This window comes from Glaciimonas sp. PCH181, assembly GCF_003056055.1.
GTDB lineage: Bacteria > Pseudomonadota > Gammaproteobacteria > Burkholderiales > Burkholderiaceae_D > Glaciimonas.
This window is the reverse complement of sequence record NZ_PYFP01000001.1, coordinates 2,131,588-2,148,606: the sequence shown is the minus strand read 5'-3', so window position 1 is coordinate 2,148,606 and position 17,019 is coordinate 2,131,588. Positions and strand designations below refer to the sequence as shown.

General features: G+C 48.4%; 19 protein-coding genes. 18 read left to right on the top strand and 1 reads right to left on the bottom strand.

The window, feature by feature from the left end:
• Positions 1-6: 6 nt before the first annotated feature.
• A complete protein-coding gene (locus C7W93_RS09960; RefSeq protein WP_108439864.1) occupies positions 7-666 on the bottom strand; it encodes a Maf-like protein in 660 nt (219 codons plus the stop codon).
• Positions 667-781: 115 nt separating this feature from the next.
• Here C7W93_RS09960 and C7W93_RS09955 point away from each other — a divergent pair, with 115 nt between their 5' ends.
• The 18 genes from C7W93_RS09955 to rnc all read left to right on the top strand — a co-directional run bounded on the left by C7W93_RS09955 (position 782) and on the right by rnc (position 16,996).
• A complete protein-coding gene (locus C7W93_RS09955) occupies positions 782-1,276 on the top strand; it encodes a DUF177 domain-containing protein (RefSeq protein ID WP_108439863.1) in 495 nt (164 codons plus the stop codon).
• Between the two features lie 212 nt (positions 1,277-1,488).
• On the top strand, positions 1,489-1,671 hold the full coding sequence (rpmF, locus tag C7W93_RS09950) for a 50S ribosomal protein L32 (RefSeq protein ID WP_014006864.1): 183 nt from the start codon (positions 1,489-1,491) through the stop codon (positions 1,669-1,671).
• 149 nt (positions 1,672-1,820) lie between these two features.
• Positions 1,821-2,924: a phosphate acyltransferase PlsX gene (gene plsX / locus C7W93_RS09945; RefSeq protein WP_108439862.1), complete on the top strand. Its 1,104-nt coding sequence runs from the start codon at positions 1,821-1,823 to the stop codon at positions 2,922-2,924.
• Positions 2,921-3,907 (top strand): beta-ketoacyl-ACP synthase III, encoded by a 987-nt coding sequence (locus tag C7W93_RS09940; RefSeq protein WP_108439861.1) that lies wholly within the window; start codon positions 2,921-2,923, stop codon positions 3,905-3,907. Before plsX ends, C7W93_RS09940 begins: the two co-directional genes overlap by 4 nt.
• Before the next feature lie 115 nt (positions 3,908-4,022).
• Complete coding sequence (fabD, locus tag C7W93_RS09935; RefSeq protein ID WP_108439860.1) at positions 4,023-4,955, top strand: ACP S-malonyltransferase; 933 nt, start codon at positions 4,023-4,025, stop codon at positions 4,953-4,955.
• A gap of 53 nt (positions 4,956-5,008) precedes the next feature.
• Positions 5,009-5,779 carry a 3-oxoacyl-ACP reductase FabG gene (gene fabG / locus C7W93_RS09930; RefSeq protein WP_370446414.1) on the top strand — a complete coding sequence of 257 codons (771 nt, stop codon included), beginning with the start codon at positions 5,009-5,011 and terminating at the stop codon, positions 5,777-5,779.
• Between the two features lie 214 nt (positions 5,780-5,993).
• Positions 5,994-6,233, top strand: coding sequence for an acyl carrier protein (acpP, locus tag C7W93_RS09925; protein ID WP_108439859.1), 240 nt, complete (start codon positions 5,994-5,996; stop codon positions 6,231-6,233).
• A gap of 30 nt (positions 6,234-6,263) precedes the next feature.
• The gene (fabF, locus tag C7W93_RS09920; protein WP_108439858.1) at positions 6,264-7,505 is read left to right on the top strand and encodes a beta-ketoacyl-ACP synthase II; all 1,242 of its coding nucleotides are present in this window, start codon (positions 6,264-6,266) and stop codon (positions 7,503-7,505) included.
• Positions 7,506-7,559: 54 nt separating this feature from the next.
• Entirely contained in the window at positions 7,560-8,120 is a 561-nt protein-coding gene (locus C7W93_RS09915) for a hypothetical protein (protein ID WP_146177541.1), read from the top strand.
• 42 nt (positions 8,121-8,162) lie between these two features.
• Entirely contained in the window at positions 8,163-8,792 is a 630-nt protein-coding gene (gene rpoE / locus C7W93_RS09910) for an RNA polymerase sigma factor RpoE (protein WP_108439856.1), read from the top strand.
• A gap of 59 nt (positions 8,793-8,851) precedes the next feature.
• Positions 8,852-9,493, top strand: a complete 642-nt coding sequence (locus C7W93_RS09905) for a sigma-E factor negative regulatory protein (protein WP_108439855.1) — start codon at positions 8,852-8,854, stop codon at positions 9,491-9,493.
• A 1-nt stretch (position 9,494) separates the two neighbouring features.
• Entirely contained in the window at positions 9,495-10,517 is a 1,023-nt protein-coding gene (locus C7W93_RS09900) for a MucB/RseB C-terminal domain-containing protein (protein ID WP_108439854.1), read from the top strand.
• A 16-nt stretch (positions 10,518-10,533) separates the two neighbouring features.
• Positions 10,534-12,027, top strand: a complete 1,494-nt coding sequence (locus tag C7W93_RS09895) for a DegQ family serine endoprotease (RefSeq protein ID WP_108440581.1) — start codon at positions 10,534-10,536, stop codon at positions 12,025-12,027.
• 180 nt (positions 12,028-12,207) lie between these two features.
• Positions 12,208-12,489, top strand: a complete 282-nt coding sequence (locus C7W93_RS09890) for a glutaredoxin family protein (protein ID WP_108440580.1) — start codon at positions 12,208-12,210, stop codon at positions 12,487-12,489.
• A 339-nt stretch (positions 12,490-12,828) separates the two neighbouring features.
• Positions 12,829-14,622 (top strand): translation elongation factor 4, encoded by a 1,794-nt coding sequence (lepA, locus tag C7W93_RS09885; RefSeq protein WP_108439853.1) that lies wholly within the window; start codon positions 12,829-12,831, stop codon positions 14,620-14,622.
• Positions 14,619-15,536: a signal peptidase I gene (gene lepB / locus C7W93_RS09880; RefSeq protein ID WP_108439852.1), complete on the top strand. Its 918-nt coding sequence runs from the start codon at positions 14,619-14,621 to the stop codon at positions 15,534-15,536. The genes lepA and lepB overlap by 4 nt, the downstream gene beginning before the upstream one ends.
• A gap of 33 nt (positions 15,537-15,569) precedes the next feature.
• Positions 15,570-15,962, top strand: a complete 393-nt coding sequence (locus C7W93_RS09875; protein WP_108439851.1) for a DUF4845 domain-containing protein — start codon at positions 15,570-15,572, stop codon at positions 15,960-15,962.
• A gap of 20 nt (positions 15,963-15,982) precedes the next feature.
• Entirely contained in the window at positions 15,983-16,996 is a 1,014-nt protein-coding gene (rnc, locus tag C7W93_RS09870; RefSeq protein ID WP_108439850.1) for a ribonuclease III, read from the top strand.
• Positions 16,997-17,019: the final 23 nt, after the last annotated feature.

Sequence of the window (17,019 nt, the reverse complement as noted above, 5' to 3'; positions counted from 1 at the left end):
CGCTATTTAAGTTGCAAAAAAAGACACGCCTGCACGACGTAGCATTCCAGTGAGGGCGATTAAGGGAAGTCCAGTAAGAGCGGTAGGATCGGTGCTCTCAATTTTTTCGAGTATGGCAATGCCTAGCCCTTCATTTTTTGCACTGCCGGCGCAATCGTAAGGCTGCTCAATACGTAGATAAGCATCCAGTTCTGCGTCGGGCAAGTGTCTAAATGTGACGAAGGTTTGAATATTTTCAAGCTGCGCAGTCTCCGCGGGTTGGGCTGAACGGCTATCCCACAAACAGAGGGCGGTGTGGAAAATCACGCGTTGCCCGCGCATTTTTTGTAGCTGCCTTAGTGCATTCTCGTGGTTGCCGGGTTTGCCGATTTGCTCACCGTTCAAAGTGGCGATCTGGTCCGAGCCGATAATCAAAGCGCCGGGCGCAATGCGGGCCACGGCCATGGCTTTTTCTTTTGCCAGTCGCAGGGCGGTCATTTCTGGCGTTTCGCCAGCGTGGGCAGTCTCGTCAATGTCAGGGACCAATATATCAAAAGGAAGATGCAAACGAGACAACAATTCCTTACGGTATTGAGAACTTGATGCCAAAATCAGACGCGTTTCAGAGCTTGAGTGTGGTGCGAGGTAGGGCTGCGTGGCCTTGGGAGGTTGTTGCGTAGAGGACATAGGTGCAATGTTTAGCGTTTTTTTTGAATGGTTACTCAATAAAAGCGCGCTAACACTTTGACGAATAAGGGAAAAGGCTGTTATTATCGCAGGTTTTCAGGGTTCGGCTTGGCCTATGAGTGCATTTGTTATCGACGCGTTTGAGTTTTCTCGTCTTAAAGAACGTCGTGAAGGTGCGATACCAGTAACTGATTTGACGCGATTGGCGGACGAATTGGCCGACAGCTCCGGGACTTTACATTGGACGCTGACGGGTGGTGCAAACCACACTGATCATGCGCAATTAACGTTAGCTGTGACCGGACAACTTCAGATCACGTGTCAACGCTGCCTGACCCCTTTTGCTTTTGATATCGATTCAGAGTCGGTATTGATTCTGGCAAGAGACGAGGCTGCAGCAGACGAAATCGATGCTTTATTAGATGATGACCAGATTGATGTGATTGTCGGGACTAAAACACTCGATATTCTTCAGTTGGTCGAGGATGAGGCGCTGCTAGCAATGCCGCTTTCCCCTAAGCATGCAGTTTGCCCTGATACATCGGCACTCGAAGCGCTAAAAAGCGGAAAAAAAGAGTCGCCTTTTGCGATGCTCAAGAATTTGAAGTAGTTGCAGTAGTAATGTTGTAGTTCCAGATTGCGGTAACGTTGTCGCGCTAAGTGTCACGGTAGTGATGTTATGTCGTACCGAACGTGACGGAGTGTGGCATTAAGTGTGGCAATGAGTAGGGATCCGCGCCCAAACGCGGCAGGAAATTCTGAATTTTCAGTGGTGGAAATTCAGATATGTTAAAATTTTAGATCTTAGATTCAGGAGTTATCATGGCTGTTCAGCAAAATAAAAAGACCCCATCCAAGCGCGGCATGCACCGTGCCCACGATTTTCTAGTCGCGCCTCCGCTGGCAATTGAGCCAACAACTGGCGAAACACATCTGCGTCACCATATCAGCCCAAATGGCTTTTATCGTGGCCGTAAGGTTTTGAAGACTAAGAACGACGAGTAATTTTGCTATTGTTTCAAGTTAAAAAGCGGCACCATTGAGCTTCTCGATGGTGCCGCTTTTCTTTTGCGATAAAAAATTGCACGAGGTGATTTTGAAGCTAGCCAAATCTGCTCCATAATGTTGGTTGGAAACGGCAATGAATCAAAATAATGACAATTAAAATCTCTATTGACTGCATGGGTGGTGATCATGGCCCATCTGTTACGGTTCCTGCAGCCATTTCATTTGCTAACCGCGAACCAGAGGCTGAATTGGTGTTGGTTGGACTTGAAGAACAAATTCAGGCCGAATTAAAAAAACATAAAGCGCAGTCGCATCCTCGCCTTTCTGTTGTGCACGCGGAGGAAGCGATAACGATGGATGACTCTATCGAAACCGCCTTGCGTCGCAAGAAGAAATCGTCGATGCGCATTGCCATTGAAATGGTTAAGGATGAGCAGGTGCGCGCTTGCGTTTCTGCGGGTAATACGGGTGCGCTGATGGCGGTTTCGCGTTACCTGCTGAAGACTATCCCCGGCGTTGATCGTCCGGCGATTTGTACTATTCTTCCGAATCAAAAAGATGGTCCTACCTACATGCTCGACTTGGGTGCGAATGTAGATTGCGAGCCTCAGCATTTGCATCAGTTCGCATTGATGGGCTCAGCGCTCGTCGCGGCGATGGAGGGGAAGCCTAAACCCACCGTTGGTTTGCTGAATGTCGGTGAGGAAGATATCAAGGGCAATGAAATGGTGAAGCAAACGGCCGAGTTGTTACGCGCCGATCATGAAAGAGGCATCCTAAATTTTTATGGCAATGTCGAAGGTAACGATATCTTTGAAGGAACCACCGACATTGTTGTGTGCGATGGTTTTGTCGGCAACGTTACGCTGAAGGCCTCGGAAGGATTGGGGCGGCTTGTTAAAAGTGTATTGACGACAGAATTTAAAAGCAGCATCCTAAATATGATTGGCGCTTTGATAGCGCGTGGTGCGATTAAGGCAATCTCGCGTCGCCTCAACCCATCGCGCTACAATGGCGCAAGTTTGCTCGGTTTGCGTGGCTTGGTGTTCAAGAGCCACGGCGGCGCGGATGCTTATGGGTACGAATGGGCGATCCAGCGTGCATTCGATGCAGCGAAGTACGATGTGCTGTCGCGTATTACGACGACCATTGCAGAGTTGATGCCGCAGTCCGAAGTAGTTTCGGCCCCGGTCGAAGGAGTCGCCAATGCGGCCATCAATATTGAGTCACCCCAACAGAAAACAGCATGACTATCTATAGCAAAATTGTAGGTACTGGCAGTTATTTGCCACCAAAACGCGTTACGAATCAAGACCTGACGGCGCAGTTGGCTGAGAAGGGTATAGAGACCTCCGACGAATGGATATTTTCGCGCAGCGGTATCTCTGCGCGTCATTATGCCGAACCTGACGTTCAGTCCAGTGATCTCGCCGTTGCCGCATCAAAGCACGCTTTGGAAATGGCTGGAATGGTCCCCGCCGACATTGATCTGATCATTGTCGCGACCTCGACGCCGGACCATTTTGGTGGATTTCCCAGCACAGCATGTGTAGTACAGCAAAAACTTGGGATCATTACCGGCGGCGCAGCGTTTGATGTGCAGGCAGTCTGTAGCGGCTTTGTCTATGCTGTTTCGATCGCTGATGCCTTTATTAAAGCAGGCACGCACAAGAACGTACTCGTCATCGGCACTGAAGTATTCTCGCGCATCCTGAATTTTGAAGATCGTACCACTTGTGTGTTGTTTGGTGACGGCGCTGGCGCAGTGGTGATGACTGCTTCGAAAGAGCCGGGAATTTTAGCTACTAAACTGCATGCCGATGGGCGCTATGCGAATATTCTGTGCGTTCCCGGCAAAGTGGCTAGTGGTGTAGTGGAAGGAAGTGCTTTTTTATACATGGACGGTCAGGCGGTATTTAAGCTAGCCGTGTCTGTGCTGGAGAAGGTCGCCAATGAGGCACTGGAGATTGCTGGCCTGCAGGCGTTAGAAATAGATTGGCTGATTCCCCATCAAGCCAATATTCGTATTATGCAAAGTACAGGCCGCAAACTTGGTCTGCCGCCAGAACGGATGGTGGTGACAGTCGATCAGCATGGCAATACATCAGCAGCATCCATTCCACTTGCACTCGATAAAGCCGTACGTGACGGTCGGGTCAAGGCTGGGCAGAATATATTGATGGAAGGCGTTGGCGGTGGTTTTACCTGGGGTGCGATCATTGCAAAGATGTAAGCTGCGCATAGGTCGGGCGCGCCATCATGATGTGATGCCTTCTCCAGGAAAATCTCATCATTTTTCTTATTTCTGATATCGACTTCATTAATTTAATAAAATCACATAAATACGTATGATTAAATTTGCTTTTGTTTTTCCTGGGCAGGGCTCACAAGCGATCGGTATGTTGAACGGTTTTGCTGACAATCAAATTGTGCGTGATACCGTTGCCGAGGCATCCGACGCGCTCGAATTTGATTTGGCGAAGTTAATCGCCGAAGGCCCAAAAGAAGCGCTGGATCTGACTACCAATACGCAGCCTGTCATGCTCACTGCCGCGGTGGCGTTTTATCGGGCCTGGATTGCTGCGGGTGGGCAAGTCCCCGCAATAGTGGCTGGGCATAGCTTGGGCGAGTATTCGGCCTTGGTCGCTGCGGGCGTGATTAATTTTAAGGATGCTGTACCGCTGGTGCGTTTTCGTGCATTGGCAATGCAGGAGGCTGTGCCAGTTGGTCAAGGCGGCATGGCTGCAATTTTAGGATTGTCCGACGAGGATGTGCTCGCAGTGTGCGTCGAAGCAGCGCAGCGCGAAGTGGTTGAGGCGGTTAACTTTAATGCGCCTGCGCAGGTTGTGATCGCGGGTCACAAGGCCGCAGTAGAACGTGCTTGCGAGGCCGCTAAATTGAAAGGTGCAAAACGTGCCTTGTCATTGCCGGTTTCGGCACCATTTCACTCTTCATTGCTTGTGCCTGCATCGAATAGGTTGCGTGAATATATGGCGCCGTTGGTTTTTGCAACGCCTGGAATTACCTTAATTAATAATGTTGATGTCGCCAGCCCTACTGACGCTGCTGCTATCAAAGATGCATTGGTGCGGCAAGCTGCCAGTCCTGTGCGCTGGGTTGAAACAGTCCAGAAAATTGCGAGCGAAGGTACAACGCACATTATTGAGTGTGGTCCGGGCAAGGTTCTTGCTGGATTGACCAAGCGTATTAATGGCGAATTGACGGGCGATGCTATCGTCGATCAGGCGTCTTTGGACAGAGTATTGGCGCTACTTAATTAAGTTGCCGGAACTGCATAAACGAGTTATTTGAACGCGTCACCTAAATAAATATAATGCATATGCAAAATTTGGATCCACAGAATTTAGAAGGCCAGGTTGCTCTGGTAACTGGCGCTTCACGCGGTATAGGCCGGGCAATTGCATTGGAATTGGCGCGTCGCGGTGCGAAAGTCGTCGGCACTGCTACCTCAGAGGCTGGAGCTGATGCAATCACTGCTTACCTGAATGCGGAGCAGCCTAACGGTGGCAAAGGCGTGGTGTTGAATGTAAATGATGCGCCTGCTTGTGCGGCTGTGGTTGAGTTGGTGCAAAAGGAGTTCGGTACGCTCTCCATTTTGGTGAATAACGCCGGGATCACGCACGACCAGCTAGCGATGCGGATGAAGGATGAGGAATGGGATTCTGTGATTTCAACCAATCTGACGTCAGTTGCCCGGCTATCGCGCGCAGTCTTGCGTGGAATGATGAAGGCTAAGCACGGCCGTATTATTAATATTACGTCGGTTGTTGGCTCGACTGGTAATCCCGGGCAAATGAATTATGCAGCCGCCAAAGCTGGTGTCTCAGGAATGAGTCGGGCTTTAGCGCGTGAGATAGGCAGCCGTAACATTACCGTGAATTGTGTAGCGCCTGGTTTTATCGATACAGATATGACTAAAGCGCTGAGTGAGCAGCAAACGGCTGGATTGTTGCAGCAAATTCCACTGGGCCGATTAGGTGCCGCAGAGGATATTGCGGCCGCTGTCAGTTTCCTGGCGTCGGCGCAAGCTGGGTATATCACCGGCACCACGCTGCACGTAAATGGCGGCATGTATATGAGTTGATGTAGTTGAATGTATGCTGCGGTTTGGTTGTAGCGTTCGAAATGAACTGCCTATAGCCATACTTAGGCTTGAGAAGTAAAGTACGTAGTAATAATTTAAGCGCTTTTGGCAGTAGTTGGCTAATTCTTAACCGCCGATGCTAAAAGTGAATTTTCTCTGCGCAAACCTGCTAAAATGCGCGCACTTTCTGTAACCTAATAACTGGAGGCATCACATGTCTGATATCGAACAACGCGTAAAAAAAATCGTCGCTGAACAACTGGGCGTCGCCGAAGCTGACATCAAAATTGAATCTTCGTTTGTTGATGATCTTGGTGCTGATTCACTCGACACCGTAGAATTGGTAATGGCTTTGGAGGACGAGTTCGGCATGGAAATTCCTGACGAACAAGCCGAAAAAATTACTACTGTGCAACAAGCAATTGACTACGCCAAGGCGAATGTCAAAGTATAAATCAGCTTTGAGCGCATCCAGGAGAATCGTTTGAGCCCCTCACGTGAACGCCGTGTTGTGATAACTGGCTTGGGTTGCATTTCACCGGTCGGCAATACTATTGCCGACGCCTGGAATGCAGTCACATCAGGGAAAACTGGTATTGCAACCATCACCAAGTTTGATGCTTCAGCTTTTTCCACGCATTTTGCCGGAGAAGTAAAGGGCTTTAATGTCGAGGAATATATGCCGGCCAAAGAGGCGCGGCATATGGATACCTTTATCCATTTTGGGATGGCAGCAGGGATTCAGGCGATGCAGGACAGCGGCCTGGAAGTTACTGATGAAAATGCCGAACGTATCGGCGTTATTATCGGATCCGGTATCGGTGGCTTGCCACTGATCGAAGATACCCATGCCGAATTGACTAGTCGCGGTCCACGTCGTATTAGTCCTTTCTTTATCCCGGCATCAATCATTAATATGATTTCCGGCAATCTGTCGATTAGATATGGTCTGAAAGGGCCTAACCTAGCGATAGTAACGGCTTGTACTACTGGTCTGCATTGTATTGGTCAGGCAGGACGCATGATTCAATACGGCGATGCCGATGTCATGATTGCTGGCGGCGCAGAGGCAAGTATTTCTCCATTAGGCCTTGGTGGATTTGCTTCGGCACGTGCTTTGTCGACGCGCAATGATGATCCTGCGACTGCATCGCGGCCTTGGGATAAGGATCGCGACGGTTTTGTTTTGGGTGAGGGTGCCGGGGTATTGGTACTCGAAGAATATGAGCACGCCAAAGCGCGTGGCGCCAAGATTTATGCAGAGCTACTTGGTTTTGGGATGAGCGGTGATGCTTATCACATTACTGCGCCGGATCTTGATGGCCCACGTCGTTGCGTTGCTTCAGCATTGCGTGATGCGGGGATAAATGGCGATCAGGTGCAATATTTGAACGCACATGGTACATCGACGCCGCTAGGTGATCAGAATGAGACCAATGCGATTAAAGCCGCCTTTGGTGATCATGCTTATAAGCTGGTCGTTAATTCGACTAAGTCAATGACTGGTCATTTATTGGGTGGCGCGGGTGGTTTGGAGTCAGTCTTTACCATATTGGCTTTGCATCATCAGGTATCGCCACCGACTATTAATATTTTCAATCAAGATCCAGAGTGCGATCTTGATTACTGTGCAAATACGGCGCGGGATATGAAAATTAATATTGCGGTTAAGAACTCATTTGGCTTCGGCGGGACTAACGGTACGCTAGTTTTTGGTAAAGTCTAAGCAGGTCCGTATATACTCAGTCGAACATCAAGTGATGTTTGGCTGAGTATGCTAATGAATCTCCCCACATCTAGCTTGACGCCCCCTAATCCCATGATCTCGGTTGCGATATCGGCACGAGTTGCGCCGTCCGCAAGTTTGTTTGCTATGGTCACTTTGCAAGCTATTGCCGTAGCCTCGATTGGTATGCTGTTAATCGTTGGCGAGATTGGGCATTTTGTGCCTGTTATTGGGGTAGTACTTGGATTGGTGAGTGTATTAATAAGCGTTTGGGGGTGGTTGGGTTATCGACGAACACGTCGTCCGATCCGCATTGTGATTACTGGCAATGGTCAGATTAGCATCGCAGAATTGGCGACTAATACCGTTGTTGGTGCCGATGCTGCCTTTCATGCCCCGGTTATAGCGCATTTGCTTAGTGGTTCTACACTCTGGGCTCATTTATTGTTATTGCGTTTTCAGTTAGGTAACGGGCGGATTAAGTCCGTCGTTATACTGCCTGATTGTATCCCTGAGGATGTATTTAGGGCCCTGTCTGTAGCGTGTCGCTGGATTGCTTCTCGCGGACGTTCAGAGGGCTCAGAGAAAGTGGTATATGAACAGCCAATTGGTTGAACTTATTGCATTGCACTTTGTCCATGCTTCGATCATGCGCGTATGTTGCAAAAGCAAAGGGAATGGGGATTGACGACAGAACGCGAAATTGATCAACTGCTCGTCGAGCGCGTGCAGCGTGGCGACAAAAAGGCGTTTGAGCTTTTGGTAATCAAATACCAACGCAAGCTGATGCGTCTTGTGTCGCGGCTTGTGCGCGATCAGGCAGAAGCTGAGGATGTAGTACAGGAAGCGTTTATAAAAGCTTATCGTGCGCTGCCTCAGTTCAGAGGTGACTCTGCGTTTTATACATGGTTATACCGGATTGGTATTAACACGGCTAAAAATTATTTAGTCACGCAAGGACGTAGGGCGCCGACATCAACTGAATCAAATTCTGAAGAAGCAGAAACTTTTGACGACGGCGAGCAACTAAGAGATATAAATACTCCAGAGTCTTTACTGGCAACTAAGCAGATAGCGCAAACGGTGAACGTTGCGATGGAAGCTTTGCCCGAGGAATTGCGCACTGCAATCACCTTGCGTGAGATCGAGGGGCTGAGCTATGACGAAATCGCAGAAGCTATGGGATGCCCGATTGGCACAGTACGTAGCAGAATATTTAGAGCAAGAGAAGCTATCGCAGAAAAGTTGAGGCCATTGTTGGGTACGGCGATCGACAAACGTTGGTAAAAGCGAAATAGCGGTTTTTCGGGAACGAAGGGGTTGGCCAGGTTTTAACTAGGTGACTTATGAATACCAAAGAAATACCCCAAGAGCAGATCTCTGCCTTGGCCGATAGTGAGTTGTCTAATGCCTATGTGGATATGGCATTGGCAGCGCTACGCAATAATGAAGGCCGTGCAACTTGGGATGTTTATCATCAAATTGGTGACATCTTGCGTTCGGACGACATGGCGTTAACGCTGAGTTCTGATTTTACTTCACGTATGTTTGAACGGCTTAGTGCTGAACCTGCGATGATAGTTGCGCCATTGGCGGTTGTGCCGGTTGCTGCTGAGCACATTGCTGTAAGCAATGTTTCAGCTGCAACCGGCACACGTTCCATGAGACGGTTTGCGCTGCCAAGTATGGCAGCAGCGGCAGCGGTAGCAGCGGTGGCATTTATAGCTGTTCCGCATATGATGAGCACCGATAATCAATCGATGAATCCGGCGATGCTTGCTGCTGCGCAAACGACGCTGGCTTCTGCTTCTAATATTAACGTCGGTTATGGATCCCAAGCGGTCGCAACCACTGCTGGCGATAATGAAGTACTCCGTGATTCGCGGATCGACGAGTATTTATCGGCACACCAACGTTTTTCTCCTTCGCTTTACAGCACTGCGCAATACGCACGCTCCGCCACATTTGCCATAGATGCTGATAATTAATATGCGGCAGACTAAGGTTCTGCTTCGGGTTGCTGTTATTTTTTCGACCTTACTCGCCCTTTCCGCGCAAGCGGAAGGTGGTGCCACGGAGAAACTTTATGACAATCACGAAGCACAGACTCTTTTAAAAAGAATTCAGGCGGCGGCGCAAAAGCTTAATTACTCGGGCACCTTCGTGTATCAACAAGCGAATCAGATGCGCACTTCGCGCATCACGCATATGTTGGAAGGGCGAAATGAAATCGAGAAGCTGGAAGTTCTGGATGGCAAGCCTCGTGAGTATATTCGTCACAACGAGGATGTCACTTGTTACATCCCCGAAACTAAGACGTTGTTGGTTGAAAAACGCGTCACGCAGGATGTATTTCCAGCAATTTTAGCTTCCATTCCGAGTGATTTAACTGATTATTATAATGTGAAGCTGGGCGAAGTTGGCCGGGTTGCCGGACAGGACTGTCAGGCCGTGCTTCTTGAGCCTAAAGATAAAATGCGTTATGGCTATAAGCTTTGGGCCGAGAAAAATTCTGGTCTGCTGCTGCGCGCGCAAACCCTGAATAGTAAAAATGAGATTGTTGAGCAAATTTCATTTACGCAAATCGCTATCGGTAACATCGCCCGCAGTCGGGTCAAGTCGAGCTTTGGTAATACGAGCGGTTGGCATGTAGAGCATACTGCAATGAGTCCGGCTAATTTAAACGATTGGGTCGTCACTGGTATGCCACCGGGTTTCAAAAAGGTAAGGGAATTAAAGCGCGTTGTTATCGACAATCCTCCTGCACAGAACACGACTGGATCAACGCCTGTTCGGCGCGAAGTTTCGCAAATTGTCTTTTCCGATGGTCTCGCTGCCATTTCAGTATTTATTGAACCCGGTAGCCAAAGTCGTACAGAAGGCTCTATGCAACAAGGCGCGTTAAATATCGTCGGTAAACGCCAAGGTGATTTTTGGCTTACGATTGTCGGTGAAGTGCCTGCGGTGGCAATTCGTCAGGTTGCCAATTCGATTGAACTCAAAAATAAATAAGACTGTCATTATGAAAATGGTCCGTATTGCACGTCATGTTTTGTCGACACTTATAGTAGGTGCGACGGTAACGTTTATTGCTCCAGTTTTGGTCAATATGACGCCAGCAGCAATTGCAGCGCCTATGGTTGGATTGCCCGACTTTACTGAGATTGTTGAAAAAGCTGGCCCGGCAGTAGTCAATATTCGCACCACCGAAAAGGTGAAGGCCGATACCGCCACTGGCCAGCCAAACGACGAAGAAATGCAAGAATTTTTGCGTCGGTTCTTTGGTGTTCCGCCAAACGGTGCAGGCAAGCCGCAAATCCCTGCGCCAAAAGGGCGTAAGCCAGGTGGTAAAGCGGCGCAGCAAGAAGAAGTCCCGCGCGGTGTTGGCTCTGGTTTCATCATTTCGGCAGACGGCTATATCATGACGAACGCGCATGTGGTCGACGGAGCCAGCGAAGTGTATGTAAAGTTAACGGATAAGCGTGAATTTAAAGCCAAGGTCATCGGTGCCGATACCCGTACTGATGTGGCGTTGCTTAAGATCGAAGGCACGAATTTGCCGCGTCTGACGATGGGTGATTCAGACAAAATCAAAGCGGGTGAATGGGTGTTGGCAATAGGCTCACCTTTTGATCTGGAAAATACCGTTACCTCTGGCATTATTTCCGCCAAAGCACGTGACACTGGTGATTATTTGCCGCTGATTCAAACCGACGTTGCAGTCAATCCGGGTAACTCGGGCGGTCCACTGATTAACATGCGTGGCGAAGTAGTTGGCATCAACTCGCAAATATATAGTCGTTCGGGTGGTTTTATGGGAATTTCATTTGCCGTCCCGATTGATGAGGCGATGCGTGTTTCGGATCAACTGAAAACCTCAGGCAAAGTAACGCGCGGTCGTATTGGCGTCCAAATTGGTGAGGTTACCAAAGAGGTCGCTGAATCTCTCGGATTGCCGAAAGCACAAGGCGCACAAGTTGAGCGGGTTGAAACTGATGGCCCTGCAGCTAAAGCAGGTGTTCAGGCTGGCGATATTATCTTGAAATTTAATAGCACCATCATCGAGAAAGCCAACGATCTTCCTCGCATTGTGGGCAATGTTAAGCCTGGCACGCGTGGCGTTCTGACCGTATGGCGTAAAGGTGCAAGTCGTGATATTCCGCTGACGATTACGGAAATGAAAGCGGATAAAGCAGAAGATGCGGCGGCGACTGACGACAAGCCAGATACCAAACCTGCTCAAGCAGCCAATGCGCTGGGTTTAATTGTCAGTGATCTGACCCCTGCTAAAAAGAAAGAATTGCAAGTTGATGCCGGAGTGCTGGTCGACTCAGTGGAGGGAAGCGCGGCACGCGTAGGATTGCAGATTGGCGACATCATTCAGCGTTTGAATAACACGGATATTAAAGATGCTAAGCAATTTAACGCTTTGGTTGCCAAATTAGAGTCTAAAAAAATGGCAGTAGTATTGGTCCGTCGTGGCGAATCGTCGCAGTTTGTCCCGCTACGGCCTGCTAGTTAATCACGCTTTGCGGGTGTCGATTGTATTTGGCTGTTTAGACTAGCAAGGCGAATAAAGCTGCAGACCTTTAGGTTTGCAGCTTTTTATTTTATGTATTTATTATTTCCACGTGCATGTTTGTAAGGCGAAGGATGATCTTCCTAGCCTCCATCGGCAGAATAAATGTGCGGTGAGTTATTTATGTCAAAAATCGACTTTACGTTATATGGACGTTCTTATTGTCATTTATGCGACGATATGTTCCAGGCGTTGCTGGCGCTTTGCACAGATGAGCAGGCAAACGGTTTGTTTCATGGCAAATATGAGATCAAGCAAGTCGATGTTGATAGTGATCAAGAATTGGTCGCCTTTTATGACGAATTGGTCCCGGTGCTGATCGGCCAGAAAGAAGGGCAATCGCCGGTACAGTTATGTCACTATTTTTTAGATGTCCTACAGGTAAAAGCTTTTTTGATAACATAATTATCGGTTAAGTCATCAATATAAGTGGTGACTTTCAAGTATTTACGTTGCTCCGCTTTAATCTTGTGGATGTGAACTTCATATCGTATGGATTGCCGGGACAACGACGTTTTATAGGGTTTGGCTTAAGTAGAAAGCAAACCTGTTGGCATATATTAGAGCGTGGTTTATTGCTATTGGGTCAGCTAGAACGTGACCCCGTCTGATTTGTCGGCTTTCCCCTCTGAAATCCGGTAAAATGGCGCCATTGAATAACCTGTCATAGAAGGCGCTCGCCTGGGCGACAACAGCCCGGCTCTGAGCGCTTTTTTTGTAATTGCATCACCTCGACGAACATTAATGAACAACATTCGTAATTTTTCCATCATTGCCCACATTGACCACGGTAAATCTACTTTGGCTGATCGTATCATTCAGTTTTGTGGCGGCTTGTCTGATCGTGAAATGGAGGCCCAGGTACTTGACTCAATGGATATTGAGCGCGAACGTGGTATCACCATCAAGGCACAAACTGCTGCGCTATCCTATAAAGCGTTAGACGGACAAATCTATAATCTGAACCTGATTGATACGCCGGGACACGTCGATTTTAGCTACGAAGTAAGTCGCTCGCTGTCTGCCTGCGAAGGTGCGTTATTGGTCGTTGATGCATCACAGGGCGTAGAAGCGCAAACCGTAGCCAATTGTTATACCGCGCTCGACCTCGGTCTGGAAGTCGTACCTGTTCTTAATAAGATTGACTTACCTTCCGCTGATCCAGAGAACGCCAAGTCTGAAATCGAAGATGTCATCGGTATTGATGCCACAGATGCAGTCCAATGTTCGGCCAAAACTGGTCTGGGTGTCCGTGAAATTCTGGAAACCATCATTGTCCGCGTGCCTGCGCCGAAGGGCAATGTAGATGCGCCTCTGCAAGCCTTAATCGTCGACTCCTGGTTCGATAATTACGTTGGCGTAGTCATGCTGGTGCGTATCGTTAACGGTACTTTGCGTCCTAAAGACAAAATTCAATTGATGGCTGCGGGTTCGCAACATCTGACTGAAAGCATCGGGGTATTTACACCGAAATTGCAGGTCCGCGAAACATTGTCTGCCGGGCAGGTGGGCTTCATCATTGCCGGTATTAAAGAACTGAAGGCAGCCAAGGTCGGTGATACTGTGACGCTAGCAAACCGGCCAGCCACAGAAGCATTGCCTGGTTTTAAAGAAGTTCAGCCCCAGGTTTTCGCTGGTTTGTTCCCAGTCGAATCAAATCAATATGATGCGCTGCGTGACTCGCTCGAAAAGCTGAAGCTTAACGACGCCGCATTGCAATATGAGCCGGAAGTGTCACAGGCGCTGGGCTTTGGCTTTCGCTGTGGTTTTTTAGGTCTGCTGCACATGGAAATCGTGCAGGAGCGACTCGAGCGTGAGTTCGATATGGACTTGATTACCACTGCGCCGACCGTCATCTACGAAGTCGTATTGCGTGATGGCTCTATCCTCATGGTCGACAATCCGTCAAAAATGCCGGAACCGAGCAAGATCGAAGAAATTCGTGAGCCGATTGTTACCGTAAATTTGTACATGCCTCAGGAATACGTCGGTGCAGTGATCACGCTATGCACCTCTAAGCGCGGTGTGCAAATCGACATGAATTATCATGGCAAGCAAGTTAAGTTAATTTATGAAATGCCGATGGCCGAAATCGTACTGGATTTCTTTGATCGTCTGAAATCAACTTCGCGTGGTTATGCGTCGATGGATTACGAATTTAAGGAATACCGTTCAGCTGATGTGGTCAAAGTCGATATGCTGATTAATAGCGAAAGAGTCGATGCTTTGGCGATTATCGTGCATCGATCCAATAGTAATTATCGGGGTCGTGCAGTGGCTGCCAAGATGCGTGAATTGATTCCTCGTCAGATGTTTGATGTGGCGATTCAAGCGGCAATTGGCGTCAATATTATTTCGCGTGAAAATGTTAAAGCACTGCGTAAAAACGTCTTGGCGAAATGCTATGGCGGCGACATTAGTCGTAAGCGCAAATTGCTAGAGAAGCAAAAAGCAGGTAAGAAACGCATGAAGCAGGTTGGCTCTGTGGAAATTCCACAAGAAGCATTCCTCGCAATTTTACAAGTGGATGACAAATGACATTGCAATCAATTTTAGGAAATTTCGCGTTAATTCTGTTCGTGTTGATGGTCGTAACAGGAATTATTTGGTTTTTGGATCGGTTTTACTTGCGTGCGCAACGACGCGCCAAAGCCGATGCGGCGCTAGCCGCCTTTGATGCCCGTAACGTTAAATTACGTGCAGAAGGTATTAAACTTGAGAGTAGTGGCCGTGCTGAGCTTGAGGCCAACATACTGCGTCAGCCAACCTGGGTTGAGTATTCCGGTAGTTTTTTCCCGGTTATCGCGATGGTGTTTTTCTTGCGTTCATTTCTGTATGAGCCATTTAAAATCCCATCCAGTTCGATGGTGCCGACATTGCTGGTCGGGGACTTGATACTGGTAAATAAGTTTACCTATGGCATACGTTTGCCCATCCTCAATAAAAAAGTGATCGACATAAGCAATCCGCAACGCGGCGATGTGATGGTGTTCAAGTACCCTAAAGATCTGTCGTTAGACTACATCAAACGTGTTATTGGCGTTCCCGGTGATAAAATAGTGTACAAAAACAAGCGCTTAAGCGTCAATGGAACGCCGCTTACCTATGCGCCTTTGCCTGATTATTTAAATGAAGATAGCTTAAGCTACTCCAAGCAGTTTGAAGAAAATATGGCTGGTGTGCCGCATAAAATTGCAGTGGTGGATCAAGCGTCCACAATTAATTTAAGCGGCGTTCAGGATTTTCCCTATAAAGAAAATTGCTCTTACAACCCGGATGGCTTCGCCTGCACAGTTCCGACTGGACAGTATTTCATGATGGGGGATAATCGGGATAACAGCGAAGATAGTCGTTACTGGGGTTTTGTACCGGATCAAAATATTGTCGGAAAAGCATTTTTGGTCTGGATGAACCTAGGTAATTTGAAGCGTATTGGCACATTTTTTAACTAAAATGGTCCAAGAACCAAGACGGAGAGCTGGTGAATGAGCAGAATTTCCAGGAAATCGTGGAAGCAGCAACAGGGTATTACGTTGTTTGGTTTAATTTTTTGGGTCGCGATTCTTGGATTTATTGCGATGATTGCCGCAAAAGTCGTTCCAACAGTTATTGAATATACATCCGTCAAGAAAGCGATTTCCGCGGTTAAGTTAAAAGGTGGGACTGTCGCAGAAATGCGGTATGCATTTGATCGTCAGGCGGAGGTTGGCTATATCGATGTCATACAGGGCAAAGATCTGGGCATCACGAAAAACGGCGATGATGTCGAAATCAGTTTTGCGTATCAGAAAAAAATTCCGCTTGTTGCAGCCGTCAGTTTATTGATTGACTACTCTGGTACAACCGCCACCTTATCTAGTAAAAAAACCATCGATTGATGGAGTAAGTCACATACCCAATGGACGTAATATTATTGCAAAATCGGCTAGGCCACCTCTTCAAGGACGCTACGTTGTTGCAGCAGGCCTTGACGCATCGTAGCCACAGCACTTTGCATAATGAACGGCTAGAGTTCTTAGGCGATTCGATATTGAATTGCGTCGTTGCCTCATTACTGTTTGACCGCTACAGCAAGATTGACGAAGGTGATTTGTCGCGGGTACGTGCAAATTTGGTTAAACAACAATCTTTATATGAAATTGCGCAACGTCTTGAGTTGTCGCAATTTTTACGTTTGGGCGAAGGTGAACTGAAGTCCGGTGGTTTCCGCCGTCCGTCGATTCTGGCAGATACGCTGGAAGCATTGTTTGGCGCCATCTTCCTTGATGCTGGTTTTAACGTTGCACGCGATGTTATTCGCTCGCTGTATATCCCGATTTTGGATACAGTCGATCCAAAGACATTGGGCAAAGACGCCAAAACGCTGTTGCAGGAATACCTGCAGGGAAAAAAAATAGCGCTGCCGCAATACAATGTGGTCGCTACGCATGGCGCGGCGCACAATCAGGAATTTGAAATTGAATGCCTGGTGCCCAAATTAGAAATTCAGGTATTCGGTACAGGCGGCAGCCGTCGCGCAGGCGAACAGGCAGCGGCAAAATTAGCACTGGAAGCAGTCCAGTTGGCTTTCGTAAAAGCACCGGGAGCGGCGCGTAAAAGTAAGCCCCGCACCTCGCAATTAAAACTTGCCGGAATAGCGACGATCCAGCCCGATGCGCCTGCCGAAGAAGTCCGCGCAGTGAAGCAGCCATCGGTTAAGGACAGTAGTAAAAGTGAAACAGCGAAGCATGCAGCACATTCTGCTAAGGCCGCATCATTGGCATCTGGCGCGGCGCGCAGTATTGCTGAGTCCGAAACGCAGACTGTGCCCGTCGCTGCTAATTCCACGGGCACGACCAAAGCCGCGACAGCGACGCCATCTACAGAGGTGGCAGCGACAACGCCTAAAGTTATTATCGCTGCGCGTCATTAGCAACCCCAAAACATCACCCCTTA